The 14120-nt window shown below is 57.7% G+C and carries 10 protein-coding genes and 2 pseudogenes; 5 read left to right on the top strand and 7 right to left on the bottom strand.

Annotation, left to right across the window (positions count from 1 at the left end; genetic code table 11):
* Positions 1-209: 209 nt before the first annotated feature.
* Positions 210-2428, top strand: a pseudogene (gene glgX / locus HCN58_RS27840) (glycogen debranching protein GlgX).
* Here the strand turns inward: glgX and HCN58_RS27835 are convergent.
* The 3 genes from HCN58_RS27835 to HCN58_RS27825 form a co-directional block, all read right to left on the bottom strand.
* Positions 2425-3990 (bottom strand): putative maltokinase, encoded by a 1566-nt coding sequence (locus tag HCN58_RS27835; protein ID WP_171582560.1) that lies wholly within the window; start codon positions 3988-3990, stop codon positions 2425-2427. The pseudogene glgX and the gene HCN58_RS27835 overlap by 4 nt on opposite strands.
* Positions 3991-3995: 5 nt before the next feature.
* Positions 3996-5930: an alpha-1,4-glucan--maltose-1-phosphate maltosyltransferase gene (locus HCN58_RS27830; RefSeq protein WP_235983937.1), complete on the bottom strand. Its 1935-nt coding sequence runs from the start codon at positions 5928-5930 to the stop codon at positions 3996-3998.
* A 1029-nt stretch (positions 5931-6959) separates the two neighbouring features.
* Positions 6960-7145: a hypothetical protein gene (locus HCN58_RS27825; protein ID WP_171582558.1), complete on the bottom strand. Its 186-nt coding sequence runs from the start codon at positions 7143-7145 to the stop codon at positions 6960-6962.
* Between the two features lie 198 nt (positions 7146-7343).
* On the opposite strand from HCN58_RS27825, the gene HCN58_RS27820 reads away from it, so the two are divergent.
* Together HCN58_RS27820 and HCN58_RS37515 are read left to right on the top strand one after the other, a co-directional pair.
* A complete protein-coding gene (locus HCN58_RS27820; protein WP_171582557.1) occupies positions 7344-7568 on the top strand; it encodes a hypothetical protein in 225 nt (74 codons plus the stop codon).
* A gap of 812 nt (positions 7569-8380) precedes the next feature.
* Positions 8381-8581 (top strand): DUF6894 family protein, encoded by a 201-nt coding sequence (locus tag HCN58_RS37515; RefSeq protein ID WP_376701224.1) that lies wholly within the window; start codon positions 8381-8383, stop codon positions 8579-8581.
* A gap of 358 nt (positions 8582-8939) precedes the next feature.
* On the opposite strand, the gene HCN58_RS27815 is transcribed toward HCN58_RS37515, so the two are convergent.
* Positions 8940-9086: a hypothetical protein gene (locus HCN58_RS27815; RefSeq protein ID WP_171582556.1), complete on the bottom strand. Its 147-nt coding sequence runs from the start codon at positions 9084-9086 to the stop codon at positions 8940-8942.
* A 445-nt stretch (positions 9087-9531) separates the two neighbouring features.
* Positions 9532-10166: pseudogene (locus tag HCN58_RS36160) on the bottom strand (IS3 family transposase); the annotation flags it as partial.
* A gap of 29 nt (positions 10167-10195) precedes the next feature.
* Here HCN58_RS36160 and HCN58_RS27800 point away from each other — a divergent pair.
* Positions 10196-10378, top strand: coding sequence for a hypothetical protein (locus tag HCN58_RS27800; protein WP_171582553.1), 183 nt, complete (start codon positions 10196-10198; stop codon positions 10376-10378).
* 161 nt (positions 10379-10539) lie between these two features.
* Here HCN58_RS27800 and HCN58_RS27795 read toward each other — a convergent pair whose 3' ends face one another.
* Entirely contained in the window at positions 10540-12240 is a 1701-nt protein-coding gene (locus HCN58_RS27795; protein ID WP_171582552.1) for an alpha-amylase family protein, read from the bottom strand.
* Positions 12241-12440: 200 nt separating this feature from the next.
* Positions 12441-13574 carry a M20 family metallopeptidase gene (locus tag HCN58_RS27790; protein WP_171582551.1) on the bottom strand — a complete coding sequence of 378 codons (1134 nt, stop codon included), beginning with the start codon at positions 13572-13574 and terminating at the stop codon, positions 12441-12443.
* A 321-nt stretch (positions 13575-13895) separates the two neighbouring features.
* On the opposite strand from HCN58_RS27790, the gene HCN58_RS27785 reads away from it, so the two are divergent.
* Positions 13896-14087, top strand: coding sequence for a CsbD family protein (locus tag HCN58_RS27785; protein ID WP_171582550.1), 192 nt, complete (start codon positions 13896-13898; stop codon positions 14085-14087).
* Positions 14088-14120: the final 33 nt, after the last annotated feature.

Raw genomic sequence — 14120 nt, 5'->3', positions numbered from 1 at the left:
TAGCGGACCGGCGGTAGAGTCCCTTCACTTCAGATACGCATCGAGCGGCATACAAAGACCTTGGATCGCTAAAGCTGCGGAAGTCCAGGAGCCGCTCCGAACATGGGCGGCTGCTTTTTACGCCTGGCGGGTGGCAGGAACCAAAGATGGGTAAGGCCTTTTACTCATAGCCGCCCTCGCGCGTTGCAGGGATGCATCCGGGATTGTTCATGAACAAGATCAAGGATAAGAGACGGGCCCTGACGGCGGCAGGCCTTCGGCATGCACCGGTGCTGGAAGGCAAAACCTTTCCCCTTGGGGCCACTTGGGATGGCCTTGGCGTCAATTTCGCGCTGTTTTCGGCTCATGCCACCAAGGTCGAGCTCTGCCTGTTCGATGACAGCGGAAAGAAAGAGATCGAACGCATCGAGCTGCCCGAATACATCGATGAAGTCTGGCACGGTTATATACCGACCGCGCGTCCGGGCACAGGCTACGCCTACCGGGTCCACGGCCCTTACGAGCCAGATGCGGGACACCGTTTCAATCCCAACAAGCTGGTGATTGATCTTTATGCTAAGCAGCTTGTCGGCGCGCTGCGTTGGGGACCGGAATTATTCGGCTATGAGCTCGGTCACTCGGACAACGACAAGTCCTTCGATTCACGCGACAGCGCGCATCTTATGCAAAAATGCCGAATGATAGATCCCGCCTTCACCTGGGGCCGTGCGGCAAAGCCCGAGGTGTCGTGGGACCGCACCATCTTCTACGAGATGCACGTCAAAGGTTTTACCCGGAGCCATCCGCTTGTACCGGAAAGCGTCGGCGGTACCTTCGCCGGACTTTGCTATCCGCATATCCCTGCTTATCTTCGCGCGCTTGGGATCACGAGCGCTGAATTTCTACTGATCCACGCATTTGTGGACGATAGTTACCTTGTGGAGAACGGCCTGCGTAATTATTGGGGCTATAACTCGCTTGCGTTTTTCGCGCCCGAGCCGCGCTATCTCAAGACGCCTTTTGCGAATGAGTTCAAGGAAGCTGTCAATCAGTTCCATGCCCATGGTATCGAGGTGATTCTCGACGTCGTCTATAATCACACTGCTGAAGGGAACGAACTCGGGCCAACGCTTTCCTTCAACGGCATCGATAATGCGAGCTACCTGCTTCCGAACCAGAAGCGCTACTATATCAATGATACCGGTACCGGCAATACGGTAAATTTGTCGCATTGCTCCAGATGGTGGCGGACAGCCTGCGCTAATGGGCGACCGACATGCGCGTGGATGGTTTCCGCTTCGACCTTGCGACCATTCTTGCGAGGGAGCCCTACGGCTTCGATGAAGGCGGCGGTTTTCTGGATGCCTGCCGGCAGGATCCGATCCTTTCGTCAGTCAAGCTGATCGCCGAGCCTTGGGATGTAGGCCCGGGCGGCTATCAGGTTGGCCAATTCCCACCTGGATGGACGGAATGGAATGATAAATTCAGGGATGCGGTGCGGCGCTTTTGGAAGGGGGATGAAGGCATGACGCCCGAATTTGCGCGGCGCATCACCGCATTCGGCGACCTCTTCAACAAGCGTGGCCGCAGGCCATGGTCGTCCGTCAATTTCGTTACGGCGCATGACGGATTCACACTGAACGACGTCGTTTCCTATAATGATAAACACAACGAGGCCAATGGCGAAGACAACCGCGGCGGACACTCGGACAATCATTCGTGGGGTCACGGCGCTGAAGGACCGACTGATGATCGAGAGATCATCAAGCTTCGTGAGCAGCAAAAGCGCAATCTCCTGGCGACGACGCTGCTGTCGCACGGGACGCCTATGATCCTCGCGGGTGACGAGTTTGGCCATACTCAGCGTGGCAACAACAACGCCTATGCTCAGGACAATGACGCGGCATGGCTCAACTGGCTCGGTATCTCGGCCGAAGGCCGCGCCTTGCGGGAATTCGTCCGCAAGTTAATCGCGACACGGCAGGCCTTTCCCATCCTGCATCGCTCAAGGTTTGTCATCGGCAACGTCAATGAAGAACTAGACGTGAAGGACGTAAGCTGGCTCGCTCCGAATGGTCGGGAGATGAGAACGGCGGATTGGGACAATCCGGCCACGCGATGTTTCGGTATGCTGCTTGACGGAAGGGCCCAGGAAACTGGCGTCAAACGGCAAGGCTCCGATGCGACGCTGCTGCTTATTTATAACGCGCATCATGATTTGGTCGAATTCGTCTTGCCCGAAGTGCCGCAGGGCCGCGCCTGGGCCGGGCTCATTGATACGCACGTACCGGATGTGACGGTGACGGTTTATCCTTTTGGCCACCGCATAAGGGCCGCTGGTCGATCAATGCTGGCGCTCGGCCTCGCGACGGAAGAGACCATGACGCGACGGCTCCGCCAGGCGCTTGGTGCCATCATGGATATCGCTGAATTCCCACTCTCGGTCTAGGCCACGCCTCCTTCTTCGAGAACCCGCAGGACGCCTTGCAATGGCACGGAAATCCAAGCCGGCCGGTAGGAAAGCTCATATTCGACCTCATAGAGCGCCTTTTCGAGCAGAAAGAAATTCAACATCAATTTTGTATCTTCGGCGCGCTCGGGCCACAGAACCGAGGCGCCAATCGCCTCCTGATAAGCGCTCAGAAAGCCATCTGTGGACTGTTGGCGCCATGCCAATAAGGCTCGCGACGTCGGGGCGTTGAGCGTTTCTGACTTCTGCCTGTGCTGTCTTGAGGCCATGGCAGCGTAGTCCAGTGAGCGTAACACACCTGCGACATCGCGCGCAGCAGGAGCCTTGCGCCTCCGGTCTGCCAAGGGTCGGCTGGGCTCGCCCTCGAAGTCAATAATGACGGCGTCCTCATTGGCTACAAGCACCTGGCCCAAATGCAAATCGCCGTGATGGCGTATCTTGCAGCGGCCAAGCGAAGGACGGATGAGGTTAGCTGCGTAGTCACACATTCGAGGTTTGACCCAAAGCAGGCGCTCCATGAGGGGGCGGTCGTTCACATCCAGCGACGATTCCTCCCACCTATTGAAGATCCGAGCCGCGCGCTCCATAACATCGCCGATCCAGAAATCGAGATCGCCTTCGTCGATCGGCTCAGGCTTGAAGGCCGCTACGTCGTCGCGGCTCGCCAAAGAGCGATGCATCTCCGCCACACGGCGTCCCAGACGCCGCACCCACTGGAGATAATCCCGCCTTGCGGTGATCGCCTTGTCGCGTTCTTCAGAGCCTTTCACGATTGAATCGAGGTAAATGCTGAGGCGGTCGGCCGACCAAGTCCAGGCATCACCGCGGTTCGGCACAAATGCGTGGACGATACCAAGGGCATACCTCGCCGAACCATGAGCAGCCTCGAGGTGGCCAAGCAGCGCGGGCGTATGCGCAAAATTCGCGGCCTCGGTCAGAAAGTATCCCATCTCGACTTCGGGGTTTTGGCCGGGCTCGATTTGGCGGTACAGCTTGACGACATAGTCCTGGTCAACCACCGCCGTACTGTTGGATTGCTCGCCTTGAATTGCGCGGATCCGGGATGGAGTATTCGGTGGTTGGCTCCCGAGTTTGCTCGTGGGCTTGAAGTCTAGCCGCCACCCCGAGCCGGCAATGGAAGCCTCCCGTCGAAGGTGCTCAAGGATTAGCCGGATGAAAGCCGGATCAGCAGCGACGTCGCACAGCAATCCTTCACGCTCTCCCTGGTGCAAACGGGCCACGATGGATCTATCCAGTTCGGGACCGGCATCAACGGACCAGTCGACCCGTAAGGGCAGGAGATAGCGCGCGTGATGGTTGGTCTGGATAACGACGAAAGTGGTTGAGTCCGCGGTGAAAGGAAGGCGTGCAATGATCTTTGGTTTAATTCGCGTTTCAGAGTTACCAGGGAACCACCTGGCTTTGGCGAGATAAGCCGGAAGAAAATGTCTTTCGAGAGCTGCGGTTACCTCGCTGTTCGCAACCCATAAAGAACCTTCCGGTATGTCCAAGAATGCAAGGCTTTCACCGGCGGTGCCCATGGTCGTTAACCCAAGCACCGGAAAATAAGCACTGGATCGTGTATGGGATCGATCCAAAGTCGCATACCGCCATAGGCGACTGGCGAGGTCGGACCGGATTTGAGGTTTTCGAGCGCGGTCACGGGCTTCAAGTCGCCATGGCCTAGCCGCACCTGCACATCCCCGAGCGGGAGCCAGAATTCCCGGAAACCACCCGTTAATGCGATGACAGTCACAACTACGTTTGTCTGATCGGCGGAATGTTTGACGTAAGCTATGACCGAGCTGTCCTCAACGGGCAGAAACCGAATCGCGGAGGTCTGTTGCAGTGCCGGGTTTTCGCGCCGGATACGATTGATCTGGGTGACATAAGGCTTGATGTTTCCGGGCTTGTCCCAATCGCGGGATTTCAATTCGTATTTTTCGGAATTAAAATACTCCTCGCGGCCCGGTATCGGCTCATGCTCGAGAAGTTCGAAACCGTTATAGATGCCGTAGTTGCTTGACAACGTCGCAGCCAACGCAAGCCGTGTCTTGAACATCCATGGCTCGCCGCTCTGAAGGTGGAACGGAAGGATGTCGGGCGTGCTAACAAAGAAATTTGGACGAAAAAATTCGCGCTCGGGGTAGCCCGCGAGCTCGTTCACATATTGCTCGATCTCCCATCTTTCCGTTCGCCACGTAAAATAGGTATAGGATTGTGTGAAGCCAAGCTTGGCAAGGCCCTTCATCACTTTGGGCCTGGTGAATGCCTCCGAGAGGAAAAGCACGTCAGGATCGCGCGCTTGTACCTCCTTGATCAGCCATTCCCAAAAGCGAAACGGCTTGGTGTGTGGGTTGTCGACACGAAAGATTTTGACGCCCTGCGAGACCCAGAACAGAACGACATCGCGCAACGCCCGGCATAACCCTTCAGCATCGTCCGACTCGAAATCAACATTCACGATGTCTTCGTATTTCTTTGGGGGGTTCTCCGCGTATTTCATCGAGCCGTCTGGTCGGCGTTTGAACCATTTTGGATGCTGCTTGAGCCAAGGGTGATCCGGTGAACATTGAATTGCGAAGTCGAGCGCGACCTCCATGCCGGCGGCGGCGCATGCTGCAACAAACCGCCGAAATTCATTCAGGCTTCCGAGCTGCGGATGGATGGCATCGTGTCCCCCCTCGTGTGAGCCAATCGCGTAAAAGCTGCCCGGGTCACCATCGCCGGCCTTGAGAGAATTGTTGCGTCCCTTGCGATTCGTGCGTCCAATCGGGTGGATGGGCGTCAAATAGATGACATCGAAGCCCATGGCCTGGATGTCGGGAAGACGATTGATGCAATCGTTCCACGTGCCATGTTGTCCTGGCTGAGGACTTTGGCTGCGAGGCACCACTTCGTACCAGGAGCTGCAGCGGGCTTTGGGCCTGTCCACGACGAGTGTCAGTGGCTTCGATCGCGTGAGATCCGTCCGCTCTTGCCCTTCGGCCATCGCCTTTTTAAGGTCATCGGCGAGCAGGATCTCGCACTTGCCCGACTGTAAGAAGGTTTCGCATGCACGCGCGATCTTTGCTGTGGCTTCCTGACCGCCGCTAAGGGCGCGGGTAAGCAGGGAAGCTCCCTCCATAGCGTCAAGCTCGGTCGCCACATTGGCTTTGCGTTTCTGCTCAAAGCCATGTCGCCACGTCGCGAACTCGTCTGTCCACGCCTCAATCGCGTAGCTGTAGCGCCCGGTCTTCTCAGGCACGAAGGATCCCACCCAGCGGTCATTGCCATGGTAAATCATGGCGGTCCGCTGCCAATCGGATTCGGGCTCGCGGCGCCAGATCAAGTCGGCGGCAACGACATCGTGGCCGTCGCGATAGATATCTGCCCAGACCTCGACGGTCTCGCCCACGATCCGTTTGACCGCAAAGCGGCCACAGTCAATTGAGGGGAAGATCTCCTCTATATGAAAAGCCTGCTTTACAGGTGCGCTCATGGCATGATGGGGACGCGACATCACAGACACTTACGTACGAATGCTGGATGCGCCGGATTGGTTCCTGAGTGCTGGCCGGTGCCTCAGAAAGGAACTATTTGGGGATCACGCGGTTAGACTTTCCGGACCATTTATCTTGGTCTTCGGCGACCCATGAGCGACCAAGAGGCAATCGAATATTTCGAGTTGCCGATACAAGTAAGTCCTTATCCTCATGCCACCACTAGTTCGAACGGACTGGTTGCTAACCATGCCGCGGCCACAAGTGCGCGGCTGCGCGCATTAGCGAGGAATGTCGTCATAAGTAGTTCGAAAAACGCGGCCAATGGCGACATGAAACAGGACCCGGATCACTGGGTGTCTAGGGATGGTCAAGACATTATGTGAGGAAGCCGGCACACCGGACTTTCGCTGAAAACCGAGCGAAAGCCGAAGCTTCAAACCCATCGGTGAAATGCGCAAGAAGGCCCGCACAGGTGAGCCAAAAGCACCGCCTGAGACTTCCAAAGGATCAAAGCCCGCAGACCTCGGGTAATACAACCGCCAGCGGCAGGACCGAGTGCCGACAGCCTGGATTAAACTTATAAGTGTGGATGTCGTCTGATCTGCAAAACGCCGCACCATCGAGACACCTACTGAGGAGCGGGAAGGCCGGACCGGGCCAGCGCCAGGATATTAAGCAATCCAGATCATCAGCCTCGCGTTGGCGGCCGCTTCTGCTTTATCTGGATCAATTTTCCGAACGTAGCGACGGCTTTGAGGAGCCTGACATCAGCCAAGTCCTGGCAGCCCCGTCAAGGCGGCACTAGCGCCGTTGCATCTCGCGAACGGAGGTATTGCCGGATGGCAAAGGCGAAGAGGCTCGAGCCGCGGTTCAGCAGCCGCCAAATAGCTATGCACCCTTGCGGTCAGAGATGATCAATTGTGCCGGAGCGCAATCGGTGACTGCTCCAATGCCGCTCCTGGCTCAACTGCTTAGCAACGAGACACGCAATGCCCGCTAAACTCGATGCTGCCCGCCTTCATACGTCAGGCTGACCACCTGTCTTCCTCGCGCCTGGCCTCGTCTTCATTAAGGCGGTCTGCGATGTCGGCAGCGACGGCGGGACACTCCGCATCTGCGATCGGAGTGCCGTCCTGCTTCTTTATCTTGTGACCTTCAACATCCACAGGAAAGTCTTCGGGCCCCAGAGGCTTCTTTGCATTCGATGTCATGTCTTCCTCCCCGCGTTGCGCCGCGCGATTGCTGCTCTGGCTTAGGCTCCACGCGGGGAATTGTTCCTATGGCGCGATAGAGCCGTCGACACAGGCCGCAGCAAAAATAGGAACGGAGCAGCGCCTTAAAAATTGCCGTGCTTCCACGGGTATAGGAGATGACCATGAAAGTATCAGCGATCGCGTTAGCATTGTTCTTTGCGCTCGGCTCAACACTGGCTGTCGCCCAAGGTGCCGGAGGAGCTGGCGGAGCCGGTGGCGCGGGCGGCGCAGGCGCGGGCGCCGGCGCAGGTGCCGGAGGCGCAGCAGGTAGCGGCGGTACCGGTGACGGAAGTGCCGGAGGTACAGGCGCAGGTGCCGGTGGAGGAGGCCCCCCGGCTCCAACAACTGGAAGAGCTGGCACAACAAGCCCTGCCGACGTAAGCACGCCAGACCAAGAAATGAAAAGGCCGAAAAAGTAAAGTAATGTCGAGCGTCGGCCCGGCCGTTAGGAACGCGACTTAAAGTGATGGGTTTAAGCGATGTCGCATCCGGGGCCTGCGACCTCCTCACCCTAAGAAGGGTCTCAGCGCCGCCGCCTGAGGCCCTTCGCTTACCGCGAATAGCTCGGAGCGCCTTGGCGCGATGAACTCTACGAGACGCTGGACGGCTTCTCCGTGATTGGCGGCTCGCCTTTGATCGCGCCCGTACCGATCAGCCATTCGCGCTGATAGCGAGTAGCCGATAGCAGGCCGCGATATCGCCATATCGTTTTTTCAGCGCGTCAACGCTCATCGTTGCTGCCAGCGCTTCGAATTCGCCTGCGCTTTTCAAATGTTCCGCTACGCTGCGCACCTCGCCTAGTCATTTAGGGGGCCGCAAGCCGGGTGAATTCAACAATTCGTCGATGTGCGCTGCGGTCTTGGCCTGGCGCACTTTTCGTTCGAGGTTATGGGTTTTGGGCCGGTAGGTAGCCTCTCCGCTTCCAGGCGTAAGCGTTCGGCCTCTTCTATAAAGCCGGCCGGGAGGGAAAGTACATTTTCGGACCGGCGCCGCTGCATTTGGCGCTGCTCCATTCGATTGGGGAGACTGGCCGGGAGCGCAACCGGCGTTCTCGTCTCTGACGGAAAAATGTTGCATCTACGTCCGTCCCCGGCGCCACCTGTTTATTTTGCTCCTCGGGGAACTTTTTTGGCTTTTGCTCGGGTGGAGGCAATTGAGAAAAACCCCACGAAGTTCCGCTTTTCCCGGCAGCAATGCCCCGCTACTACTTCGATATCCGCGAGGGGGACGAACTCGCCCTTGATGAAGAAGGTCTGGAGCTTTCCACCATTGAGACCGCGTGGGTGAGACCGCCCACTCACTGGCTGACCTCTTGCGCGACGCGGTCCGAGCGCGCCGTTAGAGCGCGGATCACCGCATGGCAATCGAGCGGGACGACAACGGGCCCGTGCTAGTGTTGAAGGTCATCTTCGAGTCTGAGTGGCACGGGCAATAAAGCTGCCTCAGTTGGTGACCTCTTCTCGTGAGCCGGCCTACCTACGCGTGCGAAGATAATCGGCCCCAATCTAGGAGAGCTAGCTAACATTTGTTAATGTGGTGCGCCGAATCGGGGTCTCGCGCGCAATGAGGACGCATAAACCCAAAGAGTGGACCGGCTCGGAGATGCAGCAGCTAGCCAGATTGGCTAGACGAGGAACGCGCGCATCAAAATTTGCAGCCGAATTTGGAAGGCATGCCGGATCGGTAAAGCGAATGGCTCGCTCGATGGTTCTGCTGCTGGAGAAATAGGGGCGCACGAGGCGCCGGCCTTTTTCATTCGAGCACTTCATATTCAAAGGCGATGCCCTCAGGGGCGTTTTCTTCGAAGCATTTTTCCGCGGCATCCACACTGGCGAACACCTTGATGTGCTCGGCATCGCCGACCTGCTTGCTTGTGTGGACGTAGACAAAAACGGGCATTGGTCTCTCTTCAGCTTGCGCTTGCCCCAATGATGACTTTTGCGCTCAGGATTAAAGGCCCCGTTCGACGTGACGGTTCAACGCCCGCATGATGCCGATCCGGGCCAACATCGTCGGGCCGCCGTTATCTGCAACCTAGTTTGGCGGCGCTCCGATAAGGCAAACTAGGACACCCGAGTTGGGGTCTGGTCATGAAGCTCGGCCTAACCATCCTCTTTTTTGCTTCAGGCTCGCTTGCAGGCTGCGCGAGCACTGGCAGCAACCCTGTTGCGGACATGCCAACATGGATGGGTGGCCTGCCAGCCGACGCGCCCCCGAGACCCGGAACAGCGGCCTACGAAGCATGGCAAGCTGAGCGAGCGAAGGAAGCCGCCCGCCCGAAGGGAAAGGATGCCGCTCGTTGACACTCGGGCCGGTTGATCTTCCCCCGAAAAAATGGACAGGGTTAAGCTGCTTTTATCTCCATCTCGATCGGACTGCTATAACCGATGGCGGAGTGGCGCCGCTTTCGATTGTAGAAGCCTTCGATGTAAGCAAAGATATCACGTCTGGCTTCCTCACGGGTTGCATATTGCTGGTGATGGACGAGTTCGGTCTTGAGGGTATGGAAGAAACTCTCCATCGGGGCGTTGTCATAGCAATCGGCCTTGCGGCTCATCGAAGCCCGGAAACCGGCGGACTGTATCATCTTGCGATACTCCGCCGAAGCATATTGAACGCCCCGATCTGAATGGTGGATCAGGCCGGCGCCAGGCCGCTGTGTTGCAATGGCCATGGCAAGGCCGCCAATGGAAGTTCGGCGCGCAAATGATCGGCCATCGCCCAGCCGACGATTTTGCGGCTGTAGAGATCCATGACCGTGGCCAGATAAAGCCAGTCCTGATCGGTCTCGACGTAGGTGATGTCGGCGAGCCAGATCTGGTTGGGCGCGGTGGCGATGAAGTTGCGCTCGAGCAGGTTCGGGGCGATCGGGAAGTCGTGACGGCTGTCGGTGGTGCGCACCCGTCGTGGCCTCGCCATGATGGCCCTGATACCGTGGCGGCGCATCAATCGCTCGATGCGACCGCGGCTCGCCCCGCGTGTGCGTAGAATCCACCGTCCGCGATGCCATGTTTCGCGACTATCGTTGCCTCGTCCTCGAGGATTGCACCGCCGAACCGATTGGAGAGGGCCTGCCTCGCAGCAATCACGAGACTTCACTCCTGGCCATCCAAATTCTATTCGGCTGGATATCAGAATCGGCGAAGTTAGTAGCGGCGCTTGTAACGAACCTTGCGGCCGTCCGCATCTGAAGATTCGTTATTTTTGCGAGCGTTGGCTTCGTCTGCATTTGGACCCAAAGCAGACTTTCGCGTGCGTCGGGGTTTGGGGTAACGATTGGATTGCTTGTCAGAACTGGAGCAGTTTCTGTCTAGATAAACAGCTGCAAGCGCTGGGAGAGCATTCACCGATCTCAGGCCCGACGACTTGCGCACCTCGGCGCATCGGCATCGATGTCGCTCCGCTTCAAAAGATAATCGAGACCGCCGCAGCGGTACCAACGGTAACCATAGGCTTCAAGCAGTAGCGTGTGCTTGCCCCGTCCGCTAGCGCGGCTGTGATCCTCGGTCAATAAATTGACCAGAAGCTCGCCAGCGGTGTCGTGAAGGCCAACCTCGAAAGTGACCTCGCGCGGTGCGTCGTCGAGGTTGTGCACGAACAGAACCGAATTGTTGCGCCAATCGTAGCGGATCGCGAATACGCATGGATCGCGCGTCACGATTACCTTGAAATCGCCCCAGCCGACTTCCGGTACCTCCTTGCGCATGCGGATTATGCGCTCTGTCCAGTTCAGCATCGAATTTGGGTCACGCCGCTGCTTTGCTACGTTGACATGCTCATAGCCATAGGGACCTTTATCGATGACAGGCAAACACGGCCCTTCGCCTTCCGTAAACCCGGCATGCGGCTCGGTCGACCATTGCATCGGCGTTCGCGCGCAATTGCGCTCGGGTAGGTCGAGATTATCTCCCATCGCGATCTCGTCGCCGTACCGGATCACGGGTGTCCCGGGGAGCGTGCACATCAGACTGTAGGCGAGCTCAAGCCGCCTGCGGTCGCCACCAAGCATCGGCGCGAGACGCCGGCGGATGCCACGGTCGTAAAGCTGCATGTCCTTGTCGGGGCCGAACGCCTTGAAGACGAGATCACGCTGCTGTTTGGCTAGGCGGCCGAGGTCGAGCTCATCGTGATTGCGCAGAAACAGGCCCCATTGCGCAGTCGCCGGCCGCGGCTTTGTGGCAGCCAGCGATTTCGCCAGCGGACGGGAGTCGGCCGAAGCCAGCGCATAGAACAGATGCTGGTTGACTTGAAAATTGAACATCATGTGCATGCGGTCTCCATCACGGCCGAAATATTCCATATCGGTTTCCGGCAGCACATTGGCTTCAGCCAGGATGATGGCGTTACCCTGCCGCCATTGCAGGAATTCCCGTAGCGAGCGCAGCATATCGTATTGCTCGACCGGCTTTTTGACCTTGGGTCCCTTAGTTGCGATCACGAACGGAACTGCATCCATGCGGAAGCCCGAAACACCAAGCTGGATCCAGAACCCCATGATCTTGAGGATCTCCGCTTGCACATGCGGATTCGAAGTATTGAGATCGGGCTGGAAATCGTAGAAGCGATGGAAATACCAACCGCCCGATGCCTTGTCCCGCGTCCAGGTTGACTTCTGCACACCGGGAAAAACCATGCCGGTATTGGGATGGGCCGGTTTCTTGTCGGACCAGACATACCAGTCGCGATAAGGCGAACCTTTCGAGCTACGTGCCTGCTTGAACCAGGGATGCTGATCGGAGGTGTGATTTACGACGAGGTCGATGATCACTCGGATGCCGCGCTGCTGACAGCCATGCGTGAATTCCACGAAATCGCCCAGCGTGCCATATCGTGGATCGACGCCGTAATAGTCGGAAATGTCGTAGCCGTCATCGCGCATTGGCGAGGGCTGGAACGGCATCAACCAGATCGCAGTGACACCAAGTCCATGCAGATAGTCCAGCCGCCGCAGCAAGCCCTTGAAATCACCAACGCCGTCGCCATTCGAGTCCATGTAGGTGGCGACCGAGAGGCAGTAGAAAACGCCGTTCTTGTACCAGAGGTCGTCGATCACGGAGCAATCCTCACCCACACGCGATTGGCGGCCGATAAATAAGCGGCGAGGTGGGGACAAGTTCCACCGAAAACCTAATCGTGCTCCCGGCAAGCGACGCGCGAACAGTGCCGCCCCAGTTTAACAGGGGCTACTGGTCGGCACCACCTTCCGCTCCTGGTCTTAGCTGACGCTTCTCTGGTTCGGCTGGTAAAATCACGCTATTCGGACGTTCCGGACCATGTTGCAGCAACCCTTGAGTAGATATCTGTCGCTTCGCGGATGCGTTGAACAGAACAATACTCATCTGTCTGATGAGCCTTCGCGGCTTCGCCTGGGCCCAGGATGATGGTCGGAGGGTTGCCGAAGGCAGGCGTTAAGGCGGACGCGTCCGTGAAGTAGGGAGCCGTTCGGGGTTCGGAGCCGGCGTCTTCCCCAGTGACGTCGCGTACGATTCCATACACGTCTTTGATCCACGAGGAAGAGGGATCGGTCCAAACAGCACCGACATCGACAATCGGCTCCAGCGAAATGTCATCCCCCAACTCCGCTTTCAGATGCTCCTGAATGCGCGAATGATCCAGCCCTGGAATGCTCCGGATGTCGACGCCGATTTCCGCAAGATCGGGCACAGAATTTACGTTAAGGCCGGCGCGAACTGTACCGACGTTGAGGGTCGGAGATCCCAGATAGGGATGCGGTGCTATGTTGAACTGGAAATTTTCCAAAGCCATGAGGACGCGCGCGGCTTTGAAGGCGGCATTGATGCCGAGATGAGGCATCGATCCATGAGCAGTAACGCCCTTAAGCGTCAAGCGCAGCCAGAGAGCGCCCTTGTGTCCGACCAGCGCTGCATTTGAGGTGGGCTCCGCCACGACGATCGCGCCTGCACGTCCTAGAATGTCGGCGCGCGCGAGATGAAATGCGCCCTCGCAGCCAATTTCCTCCCCTGCAGTAATGACGAGAACCACGCCACTGATGCCTTTCAGCTGCGCCGTCATGTTGCCGATAGCCGCGACGAAAGCTGCTACTCCGCATTTCATGTCCGTCGAGCCGCGGCCGTACATCTTGCCATCGATGATGTCGCCCGCAAAGGCATCGACACTCCAGGGCGCGTTTCCAAGTGGAACCGTATCGACATGGCCGGTGAAGCACAGAGGAGGCTTGCTGCCGATACCTTCTATCCTTGCGATTAAATTGGCCCGATCCGAAGCGAATCGTTGCAGCGACGTCTCCAGTCCTGCGCCGGCGAGAATGTTTTCCAAGTGTCGAACGCAACTCAGCTCGTTGCCGGGCGGGTTGATAGTATTGAAGGCAATCAGTTCGCGCGAGAGTTCGATAGGATCAATCGGCATGACGTTCCTCGCTCCACTTCCTGCTCGATTGTATCACTAGCGCATCTGCACACCACTAATTCCGTCGCTTCCCTCAATTGAGGAACCGCATCGTAGACGTAGCCGCATCAAACCATGCCAGTCATCCTATTATGGGCAGTCCCCGCTGCGATCGTTGTGGCTGGTGCCGGCTACTGGTGGATGCATTTGCACTAACCTCCGCGCATTGGACCACTCCTCCTAAGCGCAAAGGCCTCGCTCACGCGGGGGCTTCTTCTAAGTGCGGAACGATCGGAGAGATTAGCTGTTAATTACTATCCCCCTACATCAAAGGAGAGAGCAATGGATCGGGAGCACGTGAAGGGCGCCGCCGATAAGGCGAAGGGCGCTATCAAGCAAGGTGCCGGTAAGCTCACTGGCGACAAGGAAATGGAAACCGGAGGCAAGGTTGACAAGGCCAAGGGTTCCGCTCACAACGCCGCTGGCGACGTGAAGGATTTGGCCCGCGACGCTGCAGACGCAGTGACGAAATAAGCAAGAGGGATGACCAAGAACTAGCCGCCTCCG

It is taken from the genome of Bradyrhizobium australiense (assembly GCF_013114825.1).
GTDB classification, from domain to species: domain Bacteria; phylum Pseudomonadota; class Alphaproteobacteria; order Rhizobiales; family Xanthobacteraceae; genus Bradyrhizobium; species Bradyrhizobium australiense.
The sequence above is the reverse complement of the archived record's forward strand: the minus strand, read 5'-3'. Positions and strand labels throughout refer to the sequence as shown.

What these genes read in the sequence shown, in the direction of transcription:
- HCN58_RS37515 (WP_376701224.1), top strand. Translation starts at nt 8,381, where the DNA reads ATGCCCCGCTACTACTTCGATATCCGCGAGGGGGACGAACTCGCCCTT.
- HCN58_RS27800 (WP_171582553.1), top strand. Translation starts at nt 10,196, where the DNA reads ATGTTTCGCGACTATCGTTGCCTCGTCCTCGAGGATTGCACCGCCGAA.
- HCN58_RS27815 (WP_171582556.1), bottom strand. Translation starts at nt 9,086, where the DNA reads ATGCCCGTTTTTGTCTACGTCCACACAAGCAAGCAGGTCGGCGATGCC.
- HCN58_RS27785 (WP_171582550.1), top strand. Translation starts at nt 13,896, where the DNA reads ATGGATCGGGAGCACGTGAAGGGCGCCGCCGATAAGGCGAAGGGCGCT.
- HCN58_RS27830 (WP_235983937.1), bottom strand. Translation starts at nt 5,930, where the DNA reads ATGAGCGCACCTGTAAAGCAGGCTTTTCATATAGAGGAGATCTTCCCC.
- HCN58_RS27835 (WP_171582560.1), bottom strand. Translation starts at nt 3,990, where the DNA reads ATGGGCACCGCCGGTGAAAGCCTTGCATTCTTGGACATACCGGAAGGT.
- HCN58_RS27825 (WP_171582558.1), bottom strand. Translation starts at nt 7,145, where the DNA reads ATGACATCGAATGCAAAGAAGCCTCTGGGGCCCGAAGACTTTCCTGTG.
- HCN58_RS27790 (WP_171582551.1), bottom strand. Translation starts at nt 13,574, where the DNA reads ATGCCGATTGATCCTATCGAACTCTCGCGCGAACTGATTGCCTTCAAT.